This is a genomic window from Curtobacterium sp. HSID17257 (genome assembly GCF_003989515.1).
Classification (GTDB): Bacteria; Actinomycetota; Actinomycetes; order Actinomycetales; family Microbacteriaceae; genus Curtobacterium.
Window position 1 is genome coordinate 1 of record NZ_RBLU01000019.1, and the last position, 21673, is coordinate 21673.

General features: G+C 73.0%; 17 protein-coding genes, 2 pseudogenes and 1 riboswitch. Of the genes and pseudogenes, 14 read left to right on the forward strand and 5 right to left on the reverse strand.

Features of this window, described 5'->3' with window-relative positions; all coding sequences use genetic code 11:
- Nucleotides 1-281, forward strand: a pseudogene (locus tag D8M35_RS16560) (hypothetical protein); the annotation flags it as partial.
- Nucleotides 282-378: 97 nt separating this feature from the next.
- Here D8M35_RS16560 and D8M35_RS05220 read toward each other — a convergent pair.
- Entirely contained in the window at nt 379-1221 is an 843-nt protein-coding gene (locus tag D8M35_RS05220; RefSeq protein WP_126890899.1) for an ABC transporter permease, read from the reverse strand.
- On the reverse strand, nt 1218-2216 hold the full coding sequence (locus tag D8M35_RS05225; protein ID WP_126890900.1) for an ATP-binding cassette domain-containing protein: 999 nt from the start codon (nt 2214-2216) through the stop codon (nt 1218-1220). Before D8M35_RS05225 ends, D8M35_RS05220 begins: the two co-directional genes overlap by 4 nt.
- A gap of 165 nt (nt 2217-2381) precedes the next feature.
- Between D8M35_RS05225 and truA the strand changes: the two genes are divergently transcribed.
- The 8 genes and pseudogenes from truA (at nt 2382) to ribH (ending at nt 13714) form a co-directional block, all read left to right on the forward strand.
- Entirely contained in the window at nt 2382-3314 is a 933-nt protein-coding gene (truA, locus tag D8M35_RS05230) for a tRNA pseudouridine(38-40) synthase TruA (RefSeq protein ID WP_238638105.1), read from the forward strand.
- Nucleotides 3311-4057, forward strand: a complete 747-nt coding sequence (locus D8M35_RS05235; RefSeq protein ID WP_126890901.1) for an MBL fold metallo-hydrolase — start codon at nt 3311-3313, stop codon at nt 4055-4057. Before truA ends, D8M35_RS05235 begins: the two co-directional genes overlap by 4 nt.
- A 106-nt stretch (nt 4058-4163) precedes the next feature.
- A complete protein-coding gene (locus D8M35_RS05240) occupies nt 4164-7541 on the forward strand; it encodes an ExeM/NucH family extracellular endonuclease (RefSeq protein WP_238638106.1) in 3378 nt (1125 codons plus the stop codon).
- A gap of 171 nt (nt 7542-7712) precedes the next feature.
- Nucleotides 7713-9041 carry an esterase family protein gene (locus D8M35_RS05245; protein WP_126890902.1) on the forward strand — a complete coding sequence of 443 codons (1329 nt, stop codon included), beginning with the start codon at nt 7713-7715 and terminating at the stop codon, nt 9039-9041.
- Nucleotides 9038-11482 carry a bifunctional lysylphosphatidylglycerol flippase/synthetase MprF gene (locus D8M35_RS05250; RefSeq protein ID WP_126890903.1) on the forward strand — a complete coding sequence of 815 codons (2445 nt, stop codon included), beginning with the start codon at nt 9038-9040 and terminating at the stop codon, nt 11480-11482. Before D8M35_RS05245 ends, D8M35_RS05250 begins: the two co-directional genes overlap by 4 nt.
- Nucleotides 11483-11674: 192 nt before the next feature.
- Nucleotides 11675-11808, forward strand: a riboswitch (FMN riboswitch).
- A gap of 96 nt (nt 11809-11904) precedes the next feature.
- Nucleotides 11905-12546 carry a riboflavin synthase gene (locus D8M35_RS05255; protein ID WP_126890904.1) on the forward strand — a complete coding sequence of 214 codons (642 nt, stop codon included), beginning with the start codon at nt 11905-11907 and terminating at the stop codon, nt 12544-12546.
- 44 nt (nt 12547-12590) lie between these two features.
- Nucleotides 12591-13184: pseudogene (gene ribB / locus D8M35_RS05260) on the forward strand (3,4-dihydroxy-2-butanone-4-phosphate synthase); the annotation flags it as partial.
- A gap of 50 nt (nt 13185-13234) precedes the next feature.
- Nucleotides 13235-13714, forward strand: coding sequence for a 6,7-dimethyl-8-ribityllumazine synthase (ribH, locus tag D8M35_RS05265; protein ID WP_126890906.1), 480 nt, complete (start codon nt 13235-13237; stop codon nt 13712-13714).
- A 169-nt stretch (nt 13715-13883) separates the two neighbouring features.
- Here ribH and D8M35_RS16350 read toward each other — a convergent pair whose 3' ends face one another.
- Together D8M35_RS16350 and D8M35_RS05270 are read right to left on the reverse strand one after the other, a co-directional pair.
- A complete protein-coding gene (locus D8M35_RS16350; protein ID WP_153257430.1) occupies nt 13884-14054 on the reverse strand; it encodes a hypothetical protein in 171 nt (56 codons plus the stop codon).
- A 91-nt stretch (nt 14055-14145) separates the two neighbouring features.
- Nucleotides 14146-14700, reverse strand: a complete 555-nt coding sequence (locus tag D8M35_RS05270) for a TetR/AcrR family transcriptional regulator (RefSeq protein ID WP_126890907.1) — start codon at nt 14698-14700, stop codon at nt 14146-14148.
- 136 nt (nt 14701-14836) lie between these two features.
- On the opposite strand from D8M35_RS05270, the gene D8M35_RS05275 reads away from it, so the two are divergent.
- The 5 genes from D8M35_RS05275 to D8M35_RS05295 all read left to right on the forward strand — a co-directional run bounded on the left by D8M35_RS05275 (nt 14837) and on the right by D8M35_RS05295 (nt 20949).
- A complete protein-coding gene (locus tag D8M35_RS05275) occupies nt 14837-16900 on the forward strand; it encodes an aldo/keto reductase (protein WP_126890908.1) in 2064 nt (687 codons plus the stop codon).
- Nucleotides 16879-17901, forward strand: coding sequence for a LacI family DNA-binding transcriptional regulator (locus D8M35_RS05280; protein ID WP_238638107.1), 1023 nt, complete (start codon nt 16879-16881; stop codon nt 17899-17901). The genes D8M35_RS05275 and D8M35_RS05280 overlap by 22 nt, the downstream gene beginning before the upstream one ends.
- A gap of 224 nt (nt 17902-18125) precedes the next feature.
- Nucleotides 18126-19649, forward strand: a complete 1524-nt coding sequence (locus tag D8M35_RS05285) for an MFS transporter (RefSeq protein ID WP_126890909.1) — start codon at nt 18126-18128, stop codon at nt 19647-19649.
- 130 nt (nt 19650-19779) lie between these two features.
- Entirely contained in the window at nt 19780-20289 is a 510-nt protein-coding gene (locus tag D8M35_RS05290) for a flavin reductase family protein (protein WP_126890910.1), read from the forward strand.
- Between the two features lie 45 nt (nt 20290-20334).
- Nucleotides 20335-20949, forward strand: coding sequence for a superoxide dismutase (locus tag D8M35_RS05295; protein ID WP_058725055.1), 615 nt, complete (start codon nt 20335-20337; stop codon nt 20947-20949).
- Between the two features lie 92 nt (nt 20950-21041).
- On the opposite strand, the gene D8M35_RS05300 is transcribed toward D8M35_RS05295, so the two are convergent.
- A complete protein-coding gene (locus D8M35_RS05300; RefSeq protein ID WP_126890911.1) occupies nt 21042-21614 on the reverse strand; it encodes a hypothetical protein in 573 nt (190 codons plus the stop codon).
- Nucleotides 21615-21673: the final 59 nt, after the last annotated feature.

A 21673-nucleotide genomic window follows, 5' to 3' on the forward strand; every position in this document is an offset into this window, starting at 1 on the left:
TCGCGACCGTTGTCGGTGCCGCCGCCCCGGTCGCGGCGACGGTCGGCGGCGCAGCACTCCGCGTCCCGGCGGACGGTGACGGCCACGACGGCCTCCCGTCCGGCCCGGGTGTCTCGGGCACCACCGGCGGTGCCTCCTCCGGGTCCGCGGGCGCTGCGCCCGTCGCACTCGACGGCACGTCCGGCGTCCGGTTCTCCCTCGCCGCGGGGTCGTGCGGCAACCTCGCCGACGACGTGGTCCCCGCGTCCGTCGTCGGCGACCACGACGTCGCTCCTGACTGAGATCGGTGCGCCTGTCCGGCACGGCAGGCAGGCACCACCCGGCCGCCATCGCGGTCGGACGACAGATCGCCGGGCCGTCCGCCGGGCCGAGCCCGCGTCAGGCCTTCCGCATGTACGCGCGGACCGTCAGCGGGGCGAACACCACGACGACCACGGCCGCACCGAGCAGGCTGAGCCAGAGGTCACCGCCGACGACGCCGTGGTTCACCAGGTCGCGGACGGCGGTGATGAGGTGCGAGACCGGGTTGACCTCGGTGAACCAGCGCAGCCAGGCGGGCAGGGTGTCGGTCGGGACGAACGCGTTCGACAGGAACGTCAGCGGGAACAGCACGAGGTTCGCGATGCCGGACACGCTCGACGCGGTCCGGGCGATCACCCCGAAGTAGGCGAAGACCCAGCTGATCGCCCACGCCACCACGATGACGAGGAGCGCCGCGAGCAGCACGGCGCCGAGGCCTCCGGCGGGACGCAGACCCATGACGATGCCCACGACGAACGTGATCGTCGTCGCGATGGCGTACCGGACGGTGTCGGCGAGCAGCGCGCCGGCGAGCGGGGCGATCCGGGCGATCGGGAGCGACCGGAAGCGGTCGAACACGCCCTTGTCCATGTCCTCGCGGAGCTGCACCCCGGTGACGACCGACGACGTGATCGCCGTCTGCACGAGGATGCCGGGGATGATCACCGGCAGGTAGCTCCCGACGTCGCCGGAGATCGCGCCGCCGAAGATGTACGTGAACATCACCGTGAAGACGATCGGCATGAGCGTCACGTCGAACAGTTGCTCCGGCGTCCGGCGGATCTTCACGAGCCCGCGGTACGCCATCGTGAACGACTGGCGGACGGTGGCGGCGAGGCCGGAGCCGCCGACCCCGGGGCGTGGGGTGACGCGCGGCGCCGAGGACGGCGTGGTGGTCGGGGTGAGGGTGGTGGCGGTCATGCGAGGCTCCCTTCGAGCGCGCGGTCGGTCGTGGTGGTGTCGGCGTCGGCCGGTGCGCCGGTGATGGTGAGGAAGACCTCGTCGAGGGTCGGCTTCTGCACGCTCATCTCGGCGAGCGAGATCCCCGCGTCGCGAAACGAGACGAGCAGGTCGGTGACGCGGTCGGGGGCGGTCATCGGGGCGGTCAGCCGAGCGCCCTCCGGGCTGACGACCGCCGGGGTGCCGAGCACGCGTTCGACGAGCGCGGCCGCGGTCGCGAGGGCGTCCGGCTCCGCGTCCGCCAGGCGGAGCTGCAGCGAGGCGGTGCCCACCGAGGACTTCAGGTCGTCGGCGGTGCCCTCGGCGACCACCCGGCCGTGGTCGATGACGGCGATGCGGTCGGCGAGCTGGTCGGCCTCGTCGAGGTACTGCGTCGTGAGCAGGACGGTCGACCCGGTCGCGACGAGCTCGCGGATCGTGTCCCACATCTGCGCACGGGTCCGCGGGTCGAGCCCCGTGGTCGGCTCGTCGAGGAAGATCAGCGGCGGCTGCGCGATGAGGCTCGCCGCCAGGTCCAGCCGACGCCGCATGCCGCCGGAGAACGCCTTGAGCGGGCGCGACGCGGCCTCGGTCAGCCCGAAGCGCTCGAGCAGCTCGCGTGCCTTGCGCTTCGCGTCGCCGCGGGACAGCCCGAGCAGTCGCGCGAAGATGACGAGGTTCTCGGTGGCGCTCAGGGTCTCGTCGACGCTCGCGTACTGCCCGGTCACCCCGATCAGGGAGCGGACGGTCTGCGGCTCGCGGCGGACGTCGTGCCCGAAGACGCGGGCCTCGCCGCCGTCCGGCCGGAGCAGGGTCGCGAGCATCGAGATGGTGGTCGTCTTGCCGGCGCCGTTCGGGCCGAGCACGCCGTAGACCGTGCCGGCCTCGACGCGGAGGTCGACACCGTCCACGGCCCGGTTGCTGCCGAACGTCTTCACGAGGCCGGTCGCCTCGACGGCGAGTGGTGTGGTGGTCATCGCACAGGTCCTTTCGTCGATGTCGGGACGATCGTGCCGCCGGCCGCTCACGCGGCACTGACGTGGCGCTGACACGGTCGGGCGCTCGCCGTCAGCGGGGCGGGCGCGGTCGCCGTCAGCGTGGTCGGACGGGAGGCCCACCCCGGCCCCGGTACGCTCGCTCCCGTGGCAGGGACGGACGACTCGGACCCCGGCGGCGGCGCTGGCGTGCGCCTGCGGTTGGACGTCGCGTACGACGGCACCGCCTTCTCCGGCTGGGCCCGGCAGCCCGGCCTGCGGACGGTGCAGGGTGCGCTCGAGTCCGCGCTCGCCACGGTCTTCACCCGGTGGGGCGAGCCGCCGCAGCTGACGGTCGCCGGTCGGACCGACGCCGGGGTGCACGCCACCGGGCAGGTCGCCCACCTCGACCTGACCGCGGAGCAGTGGGGTGCGCTCACCCGGCCGCGGCGGTCGTCGCCGGACGGACCGCCGCGGACCTCGCTCGACGGGCTCGTCAAGCGCGTGAACGGGCTCGCCGGGGCGACGGGAGACGTCGTCGTCACGCGGGCGTCGATCGCGCCGGACGGGTTCGACGCCCGGTTCTCCCCGCTCTGGCGGCGGTACGAGTACCGGGTGGCGGACGCCGACGCCCCGCGCGACCCGCGTCGTCGGGGGCACACGCTCTGGCACCCGACGCGCCTGGACCCGGCGGCGATGGAGCGCGGTGCGCTGACGTTGCTCGGGCTGCACGACTTCGCGACCTTCTGCAAGCCGCGCGAGGGCGCGACCACGATCCGGACGCTGCAGGAGTTCCGCTGGGACCGCGAGCCGGACGGCGTGCTGGTGGCGCGCCTCCAGGCCGACGCGTTCTGCCACTCCATGGTGCGCGCGATGGTCGGGGCGACCATCGCCGTCGGCGAGGGCCGCTTCGGCCCGGACCGCCTCGAGGAACTGCGGGTCGCGCAGCAGCGCACGAGCGCGTTCAAGGTCGCACCCGCGGCCGGTCTGACCCTCACCGAGGTCGGCTACCCGGGGGACGACGAGCTCGCGGCCCGGGCGGCGCAGACCCGTGCGCGCCGGTCGGACGACGAGCCGGACGCCGGTACCGTCGGGGGATGAGCTCCCGCAGGCCCCGGTCCGTCGTCTCCGTCGCACCCGGGGTGGTGTTCGTCGAGGGGCCGGTGTCGAACTGGGTCGTGCTCGCGGAGGAGGACGGCGTCGCGCTGATCGACGCCGGCTACCCGGCGGACAGCGACCTCGTCCTCGACACCGTGCGCTGGGCCGGCCACGATCCGGAGGACCTGCGCCGCGTCTACGTCACGCACGGGCACGTCGACCACGTCGGCGGCATCCCCGGGATCCTCGAGCGGTACCCGCACGTGCAGGTCCTGGCCCACGCCGACGAGCTCGACAACGTGCGCGGACCGCACCGGCAGCAGGTCCGACCGGCGGAGATCGGCGGGCGCCTGGCCGCACCGCGGACCCTCCGTTGGTTGGCCCGGGCGCTCGGCTCCGACGCCCTGCGACCGGTGACCGTCCCGACCGCCCGGGCATTCACCGCACACGACTTCGAGGGGCACGCGATGACACCGTTCCCCGCCGTCGGGCACACGGCGGGGTCGACGGCCTACCTGCTGCCGGCGGCGAACGCGATCGTCACCGGCGACGCGGTGGTGTCGCACCACGACACGCTCCCCGGGTCGTGGCAGCCGCGGCCGCGCATGATCACGTCGTTCTTCACCGCGGACCAGACGACGGCGCTCGAGTCGGCTCGGGCGCTGCCGATCCCGGAGATCGTGCTCCCCGGGCACGGGCCCGCCGTGCACCGCGTCGGCAGCGGGTGGTTCCCGGTCGCCGACTGAGTGACCCCTGCTCTGGGGTGGACCGGATCGTTCACCTGACCGAAACCTGAGCGACCGATCAGGTGTCTAGCGTGGTGCAGTCCCCCTCCTCCTGCCGAAGGTCAGCATGCCCAACCTCCTGCGGCGCACCGTGTTGTGCGCCACGGTCGCAGCGACGATCGTCGCCGCCCCACTCGTCTCCGTCACCACCGCCGTCGCGAACCCCGCGGGTACCGGTCTCGTCATCTCCGAGGCCTACCTGAAGGGCGGCAGCGCGAACCAGCCCTTCACGAACAAGTTCGTCGAGCTCGAGAACCCCACGGACGCGCCGGTGTCGCTCTCCGGCTGGACGCTCCAGTACCGGTCCGCGACCGGCGCCGCGAGCTTCGCGACGGGCGCCCTCTCGGGCACGGTCCCCGCGAAGGGGTCGTTCCTCGTGCAGATGGGGTCGAACGGCAAGGTCGGTGCAGCGCTGCCCACCCCGGACGCCGTCACCGGGCTGAACCCCTCGGGGACGACCGGCACACTCGTGCTCTCGGACCAGGCGAGTGCGCTCGCGCTGCCCGCCGGCGCCGTCGCGACGGGGACGCCAGGGGTCGTGGACCTGCTCGGCTACGGCACGTCGAACACCTTCGAGACCGCCGTCGCGACCGCCGGTTCGGGCAACACCGTCCCTGACGCGCTCGCTCGCACGGGCGCGGCGGACTCGGACTCGAACGCGGCGGACTTCCGCGTCACCACGTCGATCACGCCGGAGAACGCGGCCGGTCAGACCGGCGGCGGCACCACCGATCCCGGGCCCACCGACCCCGGCACGCCGGCCGGTCCCGCCGAGGCCGTCACCATCGCGCAGCTGCAGGGCACCGGCACCGCGTCGCCGTACGTCGGCAAGCGCGTCGTCACCGACGGCGTCGTGACCGCCGTCTACGCGACGGGTGGTCTGAACGGCTACACGGTCCAGACCGCCGGCACCGGCGGCGCGGTCGACCTCGCCACGCACACCGCGTCGGACGCCGTGTTCGTGTTCTCCGCCGCGACCGCGGGCAGCGTCACCATCGGCGACGCCGTGCGCCTCACGGGCACGGTCGCCGAGTACGACGGTCTCACCGAGCTCGAGGTCGCCTCGACCGCCGACGTCGAGAAGCTCCCCGCCGCGAGCGTCGTGCAGCCGGTCCCCGCCACACTGACGCTGCCGCGCACCGATGCGCAGCGCGAGTCGCTCGAGAGCATGCTCGTCGCACCGCAGGGCGACTACACGGTCGCCGACAACTACACGACGAACCAGTACGGCGAGATCGCGCTCGCCGCGGGGACGGAGCGCCTGATCCAGCCGACCGAGGTCGCCCGCCCGGGCAGCGCCGAGTACGCCGCGGTCGTCGCCGACAACGCCGCGCGCAAGATCGTCCTCGACGACGGTGCGAGCACGAACTTCCTGCCGCGTGACGACCAGAGCCAGGCTGCGCGTGAGATCCCCGTGTCCTGGCTCACCCAGGGCCCGGTCACGGTCGGCGCCGCAGCGACCTTCTCGAAGCCGGTCGTCCTCGACCACCGGAACGACGCGTGGAAGTTCCAGCCGACCACGCCGATCACCGGCGCGACCCCGGCGGCCGACCTGCCCGCGTCGTTCTCGGACGTCCGCACCGCGGCGCCGGAGGACGTCGGTGGCGACCTCCGGCTCGCCGGCTTCAACGTGCTGAACTACTTCCCGACCACGGGTGACCAGCTCACGGGGTGCAAGTACTACGTGGACCGCGCGGGCAACCCGCTCACGGTCAACTCCGGCTGCAACGCCCGCGGTGCCGCGAACGCCGACGACCTCGAGCGGCAGCAGGTGAAGATCGTGAAGGCGATCAACGCCCTCGGTGCCGACGTCGTCTCGCTCGAGGAGATCGAGAACTCCGCCGCCTTCGGCCAGGACCGCGACGCGGCCGTGGCGACCCTCGTGGCGGCGCTCAACCGGGCCACCGGGCAGGACACCTGGGCCTACGCGAAGTCCCCGGCGAAGCTCGCCGCGAACGAGGACGTCATCCGCCTCGCGCTCATCTACAAGAAGGACCGGGTCGCGCCCACCGGCGAGTCCACGATCCTGACGGACTCCGACGTCTTCCAGCGGCAGCCCGTCGCCGACGCCTTCCGCCCGGTCGGCGGGACCGCCGCCGACGACTTCCTCGTGATCGCCAACCACTTCAAGTCCAAGGGCTCGGGCATCGGCGAGAACGCCGACCAGGGAGACGGACAGGGAGCATCGAACGCCGACCGCGTCCGGCAGGCGAAGGCACTCGCGACGTTCTCGACGTCGATGCAGCAGCAGTACGGCACCGACCGCGTGTTCTTGATCGGCGACTTCAACGCCTACAGCGAGGAGGACCCGATGGTCGTCCTGCGCGACGCCGGGTACACCGACCTGGCGCCGGCCGAGGACTCCTCGGAGTACTCCTACGTCTTCAGCGGCCTGAGCGGCTCCCTCGACCACGTGCTCGCGTCCCCGGCTGCGCTCGCCGCCGTCACGGGCGTGGACATCTGGAACATCAACTCGACCGAGTCGGTGGGCCTCGAGTACAGCCGCCACAACGTGAACGTTTCCGACCTGTACCGCGACGACGTGTACCGGGCGAGCGACCACGACCCGATCCTGGTCGGCTTCGACCTGGCGGCCGACGAGACCCCGACCCCGGGTGACGGCGAGACCCCGACCCCGGGTGGCGGCGGGACGCCGGCCCCCGGCACCGGCACCGGCACCGCTCCGGGCACCGGCTCGGGTTCGACCCCGACCGCGGGTGGCACGACGTCGGGTGACGACGGCGTGGGTTCCGGGACGCAGGTCGCCCCGGTCGTGTCCGTCCCGGTCACGATCGGTGGGAACGGCATCGGCATCGTCGGTGACGGCACCAGCACGACGACCCCGGGCACGGGTTCGGGCACGACCCCGACCGCGGGTGGCACGACCTCCGGTGACGGCGGCCTGCTCGGTGGGACGCAGGTCGTCCCGGTGATCAGCGTGCCGATCACGATCGGTGGGAACGGCATCGGCATCGTCGGTGACGGCACCAGCACCACGACCCCGGGCACTGACCCGGGTACCGACCCCGGCACGAACCCGGGTACGGACCCGGGTACCGACCCCGGCACGAACCCGGGTACGGACCCGGGTACCGACCCCGGCACGGACCCGGGAACGAACCCGGGCACGGACCCCGGAACTGACCCGGGCACCGACCCCGGCACGACCGTGCCCGGCGGCACCACTCCCGGCACCTCCCTGCCGGGCGTGACCACCGTCCCGGTCGCGACCACGGACGTCACCGCGGCCGGCGCGGTCATGGCGACCGGTGCCTCCCGGCCGACCGTGTCGGCATCGGCGGGTACGGCGACCGCTCCTGCGGCGGCTGCGCAGCCCGAGCTCGCGTACACCGGGGCCGGCTCGCAGACGGTCCCCGCGGGTATCGCGTTCCTGCTCCTGCTCCTCGGAGCCGGCATGCTCCTGCTCCGCAAGCGCACCGCCTGACACCAGGGGATCGGAGGGGCGTCGTCCGCGGCGCCCCTCCGATCCGTGTCCACCGACCGGGTGCCACTGTGGAGCGACTGGAGCGTCCCTGGGAGTGATCAGTGCCCAACCTGTGTGCAGTGGAAGCGCTTCCGAGGCTGTGCGGCAGCGGTGCGGGGCCACGATGAACCCGTGCTCCACGAACTCCTCCGCGTCCCGATCACCGGCAGCAGCCTGCTCGTCCCGGTGTACGTCATCGCAGCCCTCCTCGCCGGATGGGTGCTGATCGGTCCGCGGCGGGAGCGACACCGACTCCGCCGTGCAGCGGTGCGCATCGGGGGAGCCGCGGTCGGAGCCGCCGTGGGCCTCGCCGCGGTGTGGTGGACCGGCGACGTGCAGGACGACTTCGGCGTGCAGTTCACCCCCGTCACCCGGATGTGGATCGCCTTCGCGTTCGCCGGTGTGGTGCTGCTGCTCGTGGTGGCGGTCCAGGGCGGCTGGCTCGCGCGGGTCCTCGCCGTCGCCGCCGCCGGTGCACTCGTGCTGTCGGCGGGCCTCGGCGTCAACGTGGACTTCGGGTTCTACAAGAACATCGAGCAGGCCGTCGCCACCAACCCCTACCCGACACGGGACCTGCGGACGATGGCGGGTACCGGCTCGCACCTCGAGGTCGACGCAGCGGACTGGCACGCCCCGGCCGGCATGCCGTCGACGGGCGAGACGATCAGCGTGAAGATCCCCGGCACGGTGTCGCACTTCCGGGCACGCAAGGCGGTGGTCTGGCTCCCGCCGGCCGCACAGGTGGCCGACCCGCCACGGCTGCCCGTCATCGTCGCGCTCTCCGGGCAGCCCGGGCAGCCGGCCGACATGTTCCAGACCGGCGACCTCGGGAGCTTCCTCGGCCGCTACGCCGCCGCGCACCACGGCCTCGCACCGATCGTCGTCTCGCCGGACCAGCTGGCGGCGCCGAACCGCAACCCGATGTGCGTCGACTCCCGACGCCTCGGCCGGAGCGCGACCTACGTGATGACCGACACGGTGCACTGGATCGAGCACCACCTGCCGGTCGCCACCGGCCCCGGAGCCTGGGGCGTCCTCGGGTTCTCCCAGGGTGCGACCTGCACGATGCAGTTCTCCACCGAGCACCCCGACGTGTTCGGTTCCGCCCTGGCCATCTCGAGCGAGCTCGCTCCGGTGACGGGCAACGCGCACACGAGCACCGAGCTGGCCTTCGGCGGGTCGACGGCGGCGTACCGCGCCGCGGCACCGGTCGCGATCATGGCGGCACACGGGCAGTACCACGACCACCTCACCGTCTTCGGTTACGGTTCCATGGACGCCCCCTACCGGGCGTCGACCGAGACCCTGCACGCAGCAGCGGTCCGTGCGGGCATGCAGACGCAGGTCATCGTGTCGCCGGGATCGGCCCACGACTGGAACACCGTCCGGTACGTGCTCGCGCACGGACTGCCGGTCGTCCTGGCACACCTCGGTCTCCCGCAACAGGACGGTGCGCTGTGAGCAGGATCGGATCAGGGGCGGCCGCCGTGTGGTCGCGTGTCGTGCGGTCGGTCCGGCGGTACCCGGTCACCGCCGTCGTCTTCGTCCTCGTGCTCCTCACCTCGGTCGCGGGTCTCGTCGTCCGCGTCGTCGGGCGCACCGGGACCCTCGACGCGGTGCCCTTCTGGCCCTTCCGGGTCTTCGCCGTCACCACCGGGGTGCTGGCACTCGTGCTCACCCTCGCCGGGGTCGTCGTGCTCGTCGGGGCGTCGGAGCGACTCATGGGCGGCCGGAGGACGGCGCTCGCGTTCGTCGTGACGACCGTCGTCGGCACGGGCCTCGGCGCCCTGACCGCACTCGTCGACCAGGACGGTCGCCAGGTCGGGAGCCTGCTGCTCGGACGCGCCACGAGCTTCGATCCCTGGACCGCGCTGGTCGGGACGATCGTCACCGCGAGCGCCTTCGCCGGTCCGCTCTGGCGCCGACGGATCCGCGTCAACGCCGTGGCCGTCGTCGCCGCCCTGCTGCTCTACGCCGGACACGCCTCCGACCTCTACGCCGCACTCGCGACCGCGGCGGGCTGGCTGCTCGGTGACCTGCTCCGTCGCGGCCCCGCCCGGCTCGGGTGGACCCGGAGCTCGCACCGCGAGACGCGCGTCCTGCTCGGCACCGTGGTCCTGGTGTCCGCGGTCGGACCGGTCATCGCGCTCGTCTCCCGCGCCCGGGTCGGGCTCCTCGCCCCGCTCGCGGCCGTCGTCGGCACCGGGCCGGTCACCCCGGTCCACGGCTGCCACGCGGACAGTGCGTCGGGCGAGTGCCTCCGGGGACTCCTGGCGTACCGGGCCACCGACCCGTGGACGCTCGTGCTCGCGGTCGCGCCGCTCCTCGTGCTCCTCGTCGCCGGACTCGGGCTGTTCCGGGGGAGCCGGTTCGCGGTCTGGCTCGCGGTGGTCGTCGACGTGGTGCTCGCCGTCGCGGCCGCGGTGACGTACGGGCTCCTGCCCGCCGGGGCCGCGAAGCTGCACGGCGCCGAGAACCGCTTCGTGGTCACCGTCTCCGTGATCGCGTCGGTCGTCGTCCCGCTCGCGACCGCACTCGTGCTCGTGCTGCTCCGCCGGTCCTTCACGGTCCTGCCGGCACGCCGACGCGTCGTGACCTTCGCCGTCGTCGTCCTCGGCGCGCTCGTCGTCGTGACGACCGTCGTGCTCGTCACCGCGGCCTCGACCCGCGAGACGGTCGCGGACCCGCTGCGGCTCGTCGTCGCGGCGCTCGGCCCGCTGTCACCCGTCGTGTTCTGGGACCGGCTGGCCACCCTCGACCCCGCACTGCGCTTCGTGCTCGGGGCCGCGGGACCGGTGCTCTGGCTGGTCGTCGCCGGCGCCGCCGTCCGGCCGACCGGCGCCGTGGAACCCGACGCGGACGCCGACGGGCTGCGCGAGAGCCGGCTCCGCGCCCGGACGCTGCTCGAGGCAGCCGGCGGTGACACCTTCGGGTGGATGACGACCTGGCAGGGCAACGCGTACTGGTTCAGCGACGACGGCCGCGCCGGCGTGGCCTTCCGCCGCAACGGTCGGGTCGCGGTGACGGTCGGTGGTCCGTTCGGGTGGCCGGACGCGCGCGACGCGGCGATGGTCGACTTCGCCCGGTGGTGCGACGACAACGGCTGGACGGCCGTGTTCTACGGGATCGGCGCCGAGGCAGCCGGCACGCTCACGGCGCAGGGCTGGGAGACGCTGCCGGTCGCGGAGGACGCCGACCTCGACCCCCGCACCTGGACCACGAGCGGCAAGAAGAAGCAGGACGTCCGCACCGCTGTGAACAAGGCGGACCGCGAGGGCATCACCGCACTGTGGTCCTCGTGGCAGGACCTGCCGCCGGCGACGGTGCGGCAGATCGAGGCGATCTCCGAGGAGTGGGTCTCCGAGCGGGAGCTGCCCGAGATGGGCTTCACGCTCGGCGGGGTCGACGAGATGCGGGACCCCGCCGTCCGGACGCTCGTCGCACTCGACCCCGAGGGCACCGTCCTCGCCGTCACGAGCTGGCTGCCGAGTCACCGCGCCGGCAGGGTCGTCGGGTGGACGCTCGACGTCATGCGCCGCACGGCCGCCGCGCCGAACGGCACGATGGAGTTCCTCGTCGCCAGCGCCGCTCAGCGCATGCGGGAGGACGGTGTCGAACGGCTCAGCCTGTCGGCGGCACCGCTCGCGCAGTCCGCCGAGGGTGCCCCCGCCGGCGAGGGCGTGCAGGACCTGCTCGACCTGGTCGGCGGCGTGCTCGAGCCGGTCTACGGCTTCCGCTCGCTGCTGCGCTTCAAGGCGAAGTTCGGGCCCGAGCTGCACCCGCTCGTGCTCGCCTACCCGGACCCGGTGGCGCTCCCGGCGATCGGGGTCGCGGTCGTGCGGGCCTACCTGCCGGACCTGTCGCTGCGGCAGGCGGTGGCGCTGGTGCGCGGCCGGAGCTGACGCCCGACATGGTCGAGACGCCAGCGTCCCACGTCGCAGCGCGGGGCGGACGGGAGGCTCGACGCGCCACCGCCACCGCCACCGCCACTCGCCTCCCGTCCGGCCTGTGGTCCGCACCGGGGCCGCACCTCCGTCACCGGGCGCAACGCCCCGGACGGACGTCCGGGGTGTGGGGTATCATTTCAGTCACGCAAGCGCTCCGGGGTCGGTGCAAGTCCGAACCGGTGGTGACAGTCCACGAGCTGACGCAGGGTGCGAACCCCGCCGATGTTGACCCGGCGGAACTCCGGGACCGACGGTGAGAGTCCGGACGGGAGGAAGCGCTGGCGGACAGGACGTGCCCTCGTACGCGGGGTGCCACGGCCCGTCCGTCCATGCCGACGACCGTCGAGCACCCCCGGAGTCCCGTTGAGAGGACACCAGTGTTCACCGGCATCATCGAGGAACTCGGCACCGTCACCGCCGTCGAGCAGCACGGCGACTCCGTCGCGCTCACCGTCCGCGGCCCGAAGGTCGTCGCCGACGCGCGGCACGGCGACTCCATCGCCACGAGCGGCGTGTGCCTGACCGTGGTCGAGCAGACCGACGAGACCTTCACCGCCTTCGTCATGAAGCAGACCCTCGACATGAGCGCGCACGGAGCGCTCGCCGTGGGGGACCGGCTCAACCTGGAGCGCGCAGCCTCGGTCGGCGACCGACTCGGCGGCCACATCGTGCAGGGGCACGTCGACGGCACCGCCACCGTGCTCGAGACCGCCGACGGTGACGGCTGGCGGCGTGTCCGGTTCTCGCTCGCCCCCGACCTCAGCCCGCTCGTCGTCGACAAGGGGTCCGTCGCGATCGACGGCGTCTCGCTCACGGTCAGTGCGGTCTCCGCCGAGGACACCCCGCCCTCCGACGCCTGGTTCGAGGTCAGTCTCATCCCGGAGACGCTCGAGGCCACCACGCTCGGCTCCCGTGTGCCCGGCGACCGGGTCAACATCGAGACCGACGTCCTCGCACGGCACGTCCGCCGGATGCTCCGCCTCGACGCAGCCACCGCGCCCGTCCTGGAGGCCCGGTGAGCGCCGTCGACGTCCCGCACGCCGAGCAGGCGGCCGGGCCGAGCCTGTCGAGCATCGACGACGCGGTCGCGGCGATCGCCGCGGGTCGCCCGGTGATCGTCGCCGACGACGAGCACCGCGAGAACGAGGGCGACGTGATCCTGGCCGCCGAGACGGCCAGCCCGGAGTGGGTCGCGTGGACGGTCGCGCACTCGTCCGGGTTCATCTGCGCCCCGGTCAGCGCCGAGATCGCCGACGCGCTCGACCTCCCACCGATGGTCGCCCACAACGAGGACGTCCGCGGGACCGCCTACACCGTGACCGTCGACGCCGCCGTCGGGATCACGACCGGTATCAGCGCACACGACCGGGCACGCACGCTGCGGGTGCTCGCCGACCCGACCTCGGTCCGTGACGACCTGCACCGCCCGGGACACGTCGTCCCGCTGCGGGCCCGACCCGGCGGCGTCCGTGAACGTGCCGGGCACACCGAAGCCGCGATCGAACTGGTCACCGCAGCCGGGCTCCGGCCCGCGGCGGCGATCTGCGAGATCGTCGGCGAGGACGGCGAGATGATGCGTCTGCCGGGTCTCGTCGAACTCGGGGCGCGCGAGGGCGTGCCCGTCATCACCATCGCCGCACTCGTCGAGTGGCTCGACGCGGCAGACCGGGCGGCGGCGGAGTCCGCACCCCAGGAGGGAACGACACGATGAGCGGAGCAGGAGCCGCCGAGCGCGACCACGTCGACGGATCGGGGGTCCGGGTGGCGATCGTGACCGGGCAGTGGCACGAGACGATCGCCGGGGGTCTCCTTGCCGGAGCCCAGCGCGAGGTGCAGCGCCTCGGTGCCACCGCGCAGGTCGTCCCCGTGCCGGGGAGCTTCGAGCTGCCGGTCGTCGCCAAGGCCGCGCTCGAGAGCGGGTTCGACGCGGTCGTCGCCCTCGGGGTGATCATCCGCGGGGGCACCCCGCACTTCGAGTACGTCTCGAGCGCTGCGACGAACGGCCTGACGACCGTCGCACTCGAGACCGGCAAGCCCGTCGGGTTCGGCGTGCTGACCCTGGACGACGAGCAGCAGGGCATCGACCGCGCCGGTCTGCCCGGCTCGAAGGAGGACAAGGGCGCCGAGGCCGCGCACGCCGCGATCGCCACCGCCGTGTCGATCCGGAGCCTGCGCCAGATGGCCTGACCCGCGACGAATCACGAATCCGACATCGAACCAGCCGAAGCGCGTGGTTCGATGTCGGATTCGTGGTTCGACACAGTTCGACGGAGACACCCCCACGGTGGCGCCCGCACGGACGACGACGGCCCCGCACCTCGTCGTGAGGTGCGGGGCCGTCGTGGTACGGCTGGTGTTACTTCTTGCCGAAGACGTGGATCGGCAGGAAGAACGAGAGGCTCATGAGGACGAGGCCGCCCATGAAGACGAACGCCTGGCCCGACTGCACCTGGAACGCGAACCCGAACAGGTACATCGACACCAGCAGCAGCAGGATCGAGAAGAAAGCGGCGATGACGCGGCCCACGGTGGTACCTCCGGTTCGAGCGGGTGGATCGTGACCAGTCTATCCCCAGGAAGGAGCAGACCGGTTCACGGACGGCCGGGAGACGCCGAGGTCAGGCAGCGGGCCGCGTCGCGATGAGCCGGTCGACGACCGCGAGCAGGGCGTCCATGTCGACGGTGCCGCGGTTCGGGCGGACGTCGGTCGCGATCGCGGCACCGAGGGACGCCTGGTGGTAGAGCCCGTCGCCGAGCAGCTTGACCGCCTGTGCCGTGGGGACGTCGCGGAGGGCGTCGACCAGGGTCTCCAGCCACGCGTTCTCGGTCTCGTCCAGGGTGCGACCGGCCTCCTCGTACCCGGCCTGCTGCAGCCGGCTGGCCGCGAGGAGGGCGAGGTCGAGCTCGCTGCCGACGTAGAGGCAGTTGCGCACGAAGTACCGCGCGGCACCGTCCTCGGCGTCGCGCATGCGGTCCACGTCGATGGCGGACAGGTCGGACAGCCGCTCGCAGAGTCCCTCGACCAGGGCGGCCTTCGACCCGAAGTGGTAGAGCAGTCCGCCCTTCGAGACACCGGCCCGCGCGGCGACGGCGTCGAGGGTCGCCGGACGCTCGCCCTCCTCGCACACGATGGCGACGAAGCTGTCCAGGACACGGTCTCGGGCACTTGCCATGCGGACGAGTCTAGGGAACCGTCCGGACCGTGACGACCGCGGTGTTTCGTGAACGTTCACGAACGGCTTGTCCGGCAGCATCCGCGCGGCTAGCGTCGCCGTGACCGTGAAGGTTCACGACACGAACAGGATCCGCATGTCAGCGCAGACCGCGACCCCCGCCAGCACGCCCGACGACCGCACCGGGACGGACGGCTCGACGACCTCGGCCCCGACCGCAGCGGGTTGGGCCGTCCTCGGCCCGGGCGGCATCGCCCGCCGCTTCCTCTCCCAGCTGCCCGCGAGCACCGGCACCCTCGTGGCCGCCGGGAGCTCGTCGACCGACCGGGCGCAGGCGTTCGCCGACGAGGCCGTCGACCACGGCTTCGCCGACGTCCGTGCAGGGGAGTACGACGCCGTGCTCGCCGACGCCGCCGTCGACGCGGTGTACGTGTCGACCGTGCACACCGGCCACGCCGACCTGGTGCTCCGCGCCCTCGACGCCGGCAAGGCCGTGCTCTGCGAGAAGCCCCTCGCGCCGAACCACGGCACCGCGATGGCCCTGGTCGACTCGGCACGCCAGGCCGGACTGCCGCTGGTCGAGGCGTACATGTACCGCTTCCACCCGCAGACCGCGGCCCTGCTCGACCTCGTGCGCGAGGGCGTCGTGGGTGACGTCGTGCACGTCGACGCGTCCTTCGCGTTCCGCAGCGGGGAGCGCAGCGGTCGGCTGTTCGACGTCGCCACCGCCGGCGGTGGGATCCTCGACGTCGGCGGGTACCCGGTGACCATGGCCGCCGCGGTCGTGCAGGCCGCCACGGGCGTCGCCGTCGCCGAGCCCGTCGAGCTCACCGCCACCGGCACCCTCGGGCCGACCGGCGTCGACGAGTGGACGGTCGCGCACCTGACGTACCGCGACGGCACCACCGCGAGCGTCCGTACCGGCGTCCGCGTGCAGGACGAGAACACCGTCACCGTGCACGGCACCCGCGGGCGCATCGTGCTGACCGACCCGTGGACGCTGTCGGCCGACCCGAGCATCACCGTGCACACCGTCGACGAGGACCCCCGCACGCTGTCCTTCGCCGGCGCGCAGCCCTACGCCCTCGAGGCCGACGCGACCACGGCGGCGCTGGCGTCGGGCGCGGTCGAGGCTGCGCAGATGACCCTCGACGAGACCCTCGCCACCGCCCGCACCCTCGACCGCTGGCGCGCCGCGATCGGCCTGCGCTACCCGTTCGAGGCCGAGACCGCCGACGTCCCGACGGTGAGCGGGCGACCCCTGCGCGTCCGCGACGACGCCCCGATGCGCTACGGCGAGGTCCCCGGCGTCGGCAAGCGCATGTCCCGCCTGGTGATGGGCGTCGACAACCAGCCCGACCTCGCCCACGCGAGCGCGATCTTCGACATGTTCGTCGAGCAGGGCGGCAACGTCTTCGACACCGGGTACATCTACGGCGGCGGGGTGCTCGAGGGGCGGCTCGGCCGGTGGATCCAGAACCGCGGCATCCGCGACGACGTGGTCGTCATCACGAAGGGTGCCCACACCCCGTACTGCGACCCGGAGTCGTTGACCCGGCAGCTGCTGGAGAGCCTGGAGCGCCAGGGCACCGACCACGCGGACATCTACATGATGCACCGCGACAACCCGGACGTCCCCGTCGGGGAGTTCGTCGACGTCGTCGACGAACACCGCCGTGCCGGCCGGATCCGCGTCTTCGGCGGATCGAACTGGACCCCGGCGCGCTTCGACGAGGCGAACGCCTACGCGGCGGCGAACGGCAAGCACGGCTTCGAGGTCCTCAGCAACCACTTCGGCCTGGCCGAGGCGTACGACGTGCCGTGGGACGGCTGCGAGCACGCGACCGACCCGGCGTCGAAGCGCTGGCTCGAGGAGCGCCAGGTCCCGCTGCTGCCGTGGTCGTCGCAGGCCCGCGGGTTCTTCACGGGCCGCGCCGCCCCGGACGACACGAGCGACGCCGAACTCGTGCGCTGCTACTACTCGGACGACAACTTCGAGCGCCTCCGTCGCGCCCGGGAGCTCGGCGAGCAGTACGGCGTCCCGGCGACGGCGATCGCCCTGGCGTACGTGCTGCACCAGCCGTTCCCGACCTTCCCGCTGTTCGGACCGCGCACGATCGCCGAGGCACGGTCCTCGATGACGGGGCTGTCCGTCGAGCTCAGCCCGGAGCAGGTGGCGTGGCTGGACCTGCGCGCCTGAGCCGCACCGTCGGCCCGACCCCGGCCCGCGCCACGATCCACGACGTCGCGGCCGCAGCCGGGGTGTCCCGCCAGACGGTCACCCGGGCCGTGAACGGCCTGTACGGCATCAGCCCGGCGACGAAGGAGCGCGTGCTCGCGGCGGCCGCGGCGCTCGACTACCGTCCGTCGCGCTTCGGCCGGGGTCTCGTCACGGGCGGGGACCGGCAGCTCGGGCTCGTCGTCGACGACCTGCGGAACCCCTACTCGCCGGAGCTCGCGGCCGCGGTGCTCCGGCTCGCCGCCGGGCGCGGGTGGGACGTCATGCTCGCCGACGCCGGGCTCGCCGGCGACTCGGACCGCGCGGTCCGGGCGCTCGGGGTGCAGACGGACGTGGTGATCGGCTACCTCGGTGCCCGGGCGCCCGAGCTCGTCGAGCACCTGGGGTCCGTCCCCGTGGTGGAGCTCGACCCCGCGGGCGAGGTGCTCCGCGGGGCCGTCCGGATCGACCCGACCCAGGCCGTCGAGGACCTCGCCGACCACCTGGTGGAGACGGGGGTCCGGCACCCGGTGATCGTCGACGCGTCGGACACCGGACGACCGAGCGGTCGTGGTCGGCTCATGCTCGAGGCCCTCCGGCGGCGCGGGTACCTGCCCGAGATCGCGATCGCCGAGGCCCCGACCTCGGAGCTCGGCGCGGCGATGACGACGAGGGCGCTCGAGCGGTTCCGTCGCGTCGACGCGGTGCTCGCCTTCAACGACCTCATGGCACTCGGGGTCCTGGGCGCCTGCCGACGCGCCGGGGCCGACGTGCCGGGGGACGTGCGCGTCGTCGGTGTCGACGGCCTCGCGCTCGGCACGCTGGTCGCCCCGACCCTCACGACCCTCGCGGTGGACCTCGACGCCGTCGCGCGCGAGGCCCTCGACCTGGCCACCGGCATGCTCGCCGGCGACCTGCCGCGCTCCGGCCCGGCCGTGCAGCGCACGGTGCGCCACCGGTTGCTGGTGCGCGAGTCCGCCTGAGCGACCCCGGCCCGTCGAGGGGAGCGCAGCCGGACGGGAGGCCCGTGGCGATGCCGCCACGGGCCTCCCGTCCGGCCGTTGGTTGCACTTGCAACCACAACCGTCCAGACGGTACACTCACGGAGTCCTGACGGGGCGCGTGACCACTTCCGCGTCCCGTCTCGTCTGCCCCACCGAAAGTGTCCGCCGTCGACCTGGTCCGGCTCGTTCCCCAGGGAGTCACCGTGTCCGCTCTGCTCACCAGCCCCGTCGCCACCGCCGTCACCGGCAGCCGCGCCCGACGGTTCGCGGCACTCGCCGTGCTGATGCTCCCGGTGCTGCTCATCTCCGTCGACAACACCGTGCTGAGCTTCGCGCTGCCGACCATCGCGCGCGCCCTCGACCCGAGCGCGACGACCCAGCTCTGGATCGTCGACGCCTACCCGCTGGTGCTCGCCGGTCTGCTCGTCGTGATGGGCAGCATCGGCGACCGCATCGGGCGTCGCCGCATCCTCGTCGTCGGTGCGACCGGCTTCGCGCTGCTCTCCGTCGCCGCGGCCTTCGCGACCGAGGCCTGGATGCTCGTGGCCGCCCGCGCCGTGATGGGCGTCTTCGGGGCGATGCTCATGCCCGCCACGCTGTCGATCATCCGGAACGTCTTCGTCGACGCGGGGGAGCGGCGGATGGCGCTCGCCGTGTGGTCGACGATGTTCGCGGCCGGCAACGCCCTCGGTCCGCTCGTCGGCGGCGTGCTGCTCGCGCACTTCCACTGGGGTGCGGTGTTCCTCGTCGCGGTGCCGATCCTCGTCGTCATGCTCGTCGCCGTGCCGTTCACCGTGCCGGAGTCGCGCGACCCGCAGCCCGGCCCGGTGGACGTCCCGAGCATGCTCCTGTCGCTCGGCACCCTCGCTCCGACCGCCTGGGCGATCAAGTCGGTCGTGCACCCGGAGGAACGCGGCTTCGCGATCGCGGCCCTCGCGGTCGGCGTGCTCTGCGGCATCGCCTTCATCCGCCGGCAGCTCCGCTCCCGCACCCCGATGCTCGACCTCCGGCTCTTCCGGAGCACCGCGTTCACGGGCAGCGTGCTCATGAACATGGCGGCGATGTTCTCGCTCACCGGGTTCCTGTTCTTCATCGCGCAGCACCTGCAGCTGGTCGCCGGGCTCGACCCGTTCACGTCCGGCCTGGTGCTCGTGCCCGGATCGGTGCTCACCATCGTCGCCGGACTCGTCGTCGTGCCGATCGTCGCCCGGGTCGCCCCGCGGTGGGTCGTCGCCGTCTCCCTGACGTTCTCGGCCGCCGCGTACGCGATGGTCTCGGTCCTGGGGCACCACGCGTCGATCGTCGCGCTGGCGTTCGCGTTCGTGCTGCTCGGCATCGGCATCGGTGCGTCGGAGACCGTCACCAACGACCTCATCATCTCGACGGCGCCCGCGGACAAGGCCGGTGCGGCATCGGCCGTGTCCGAGACCGCGTACGAGATCGGTGCCGTGCTCGGCACCGCCGTGCTCGGCACGATCCTGGCGACCGCGTACCGGACGCACGTGGTGGTGCCGGACGCCCTCGCCGGCTCGGCGCGGACGGCTGCGCAGGAGACCCTCGGCGGCGCGGTGTCGGCGGCGGCGGACCTCGGTGGCACCGCCGGGCAGGCACTGCTCGACAGCGCCCGTGCCGCGTTCGACTCCGGCGTGACGATCACCGGCGCGGTGGCGGCGGCGCTCATGCTCGTCGCGGCGGCCGCCTCGGTCGTGATGCTCAAGCGCGACTGAGCCGGTCGTCCGGCGCGCCCGGGATCGGACGAACCTGGGAATCGCTGACCGGAACCCCGGTCGAGGTCCTACGTTGGGAGGTGGCCGCGCAGCCGCGGCCGGACCCACCCGGAGGAACACCACGACTGCCATGCCCGACGACACCCCGGCCACCATCGCCGACGCGTACAAGGCCGCCTTCCGCGGACACCCCGCCGGTGTCGCGGTCATCACCGCCGACGGGCCCGACGGTCCGACGGGCCTGACCGCCTCGAGCGTCGCGAGCGTCGCGGTCGACCCGCCCGTCCTCGTCTTCTCGCTCTCGACGAAGTCCGGCTCCGCCGGTGTCGTGCTCGGCGCCGACGTCTTCGTGGTGCACCTCGTCGACTCGCTCAGCGTCGGACTCGCCAAGCGGTTCGCCGCGACCGGCAGCCCCGCCGCCGACGACCCGATGTGGGGCACGCTGCCGACCGGCGAGCGCTACCTGCCCGCCGCCGCGACCGCACTGCGCTGCCGCCCCCGCTCGACGACCGAGATCGGCTCGTCGACGGTCGTCGTGGCCGAGGTGCTCGACATCGCCACCGGGACCGACCGCGGCGAGCCGCTGGTCTACCACAACCGGGAATTCCACTCCCTCTCCGACCGTTCCCGGCTCTCGTGAGCCGCGGAGCACCGTTCCGCCAACCACCGATCGAAAGGACCTCAGATGGCTGAGTACACCCTGCCGGAGCTGCCGTACGACTACGCAGCGCTCGAGCCGCACATCAGCGGCAAGATCATGCAGCTGCACCACGACAAGCACCACCAGACCTACGTCACGGGTGCGAACACCGCGCTCGAGCAGCTCGCCGAGGCCCGCGAGTCGGGCAACCTGGCGAACGTGAACAAGCTCGAGAAGGACCTCGCGTTCAACCTCGGTGGCCACGTCAACCACTCGATCTTCTGGACCAACCTCGGCCCGGACACGAAGGTCCCCGAGGGTGAGCTCGCCGCCGCCATCGACGAGTTCTTCGGCTCGTTCGAGAAGTTCCAGGCCCAGTTCACCGCCGTCGCCACGGGCATCCAGGGCTCCGGCTGGTCGGTGCTCGCGTGGGACCAGGTCGGCCAGAAGCTCACCACGTTCCAGCTCTTCGACCAGCAGGCCAACGTGCCGCTGGGCGTCGTGCCGATCTTCATGCTCGACATGTGGGAGCACGCGTTCTACCTCGACTACCTCAACGTCAAGGCGGACTACGTCAAGGCCGTGTGGAACATCGTCGACTGGGAGAACGTCGCGGCTCGCTTCGCGAACGCCAAGTCGCAGTCGTTCGTCACCCTGTGACGCGGCTGCCGGTCACGTGGTGACCGGCTGACGGACGGGAGGCGCGGTGCCGGCTGGCACCGCGCCTCCCGTCCGTCGTGGCGGGACCGCGGTCAGGCGGCGGCGAGGCGGACGGCCGACGCGAGGTCCTGCGCGACCGCGCGCAACGCGCCGTCGACGTCCGACCGGTCCGGGTCGACGAGGGCACTCCACTGGGCGCCGCGAGCCGCAGCCACCGCGGCGCGTGCGGTCCGGTCCGCGTCCGCCTCGCACCGACCGTGTGCGCGGCACCACGCCGCGAGCTCGTCGACCCGGCGACGGTGCAGCCGCAGCTGACGGTCGCGGCCGTCGAGCCCCTCGACGCACCCGAGCTCGAACGTCAGTCGGGCCGCGAGGCGCCGTTCCGGGGTGTCGAGTCCACCGAAGACGGCGAGCAGGTGCTCGGTGAGTCCGCACGGGTCGGTGGTCGGGTCGAGTGAGCGGTCGTGCGCGGCGGAGAGGTGGTCCACGACGGCGTCGATCAGCGCCTCGCGCGAGCCGAAGTGGTACACGATCGGGTACGCACTCGTGCCGAGCACGCGGCCGAGGCTCCGGACCGAGGCGTCCTCGAGCTTGGTGTCCTGCAGGTGCCGGGCGACCTTCGCGACGATCGCGGGCTTCAGGGTCGGGTCGGGTCTCCTGGGCATGGTGTCTCCGGCGGGGTCGAGTGATCGGTCGGCGACCGTGCGGACACGATCACCTGAAA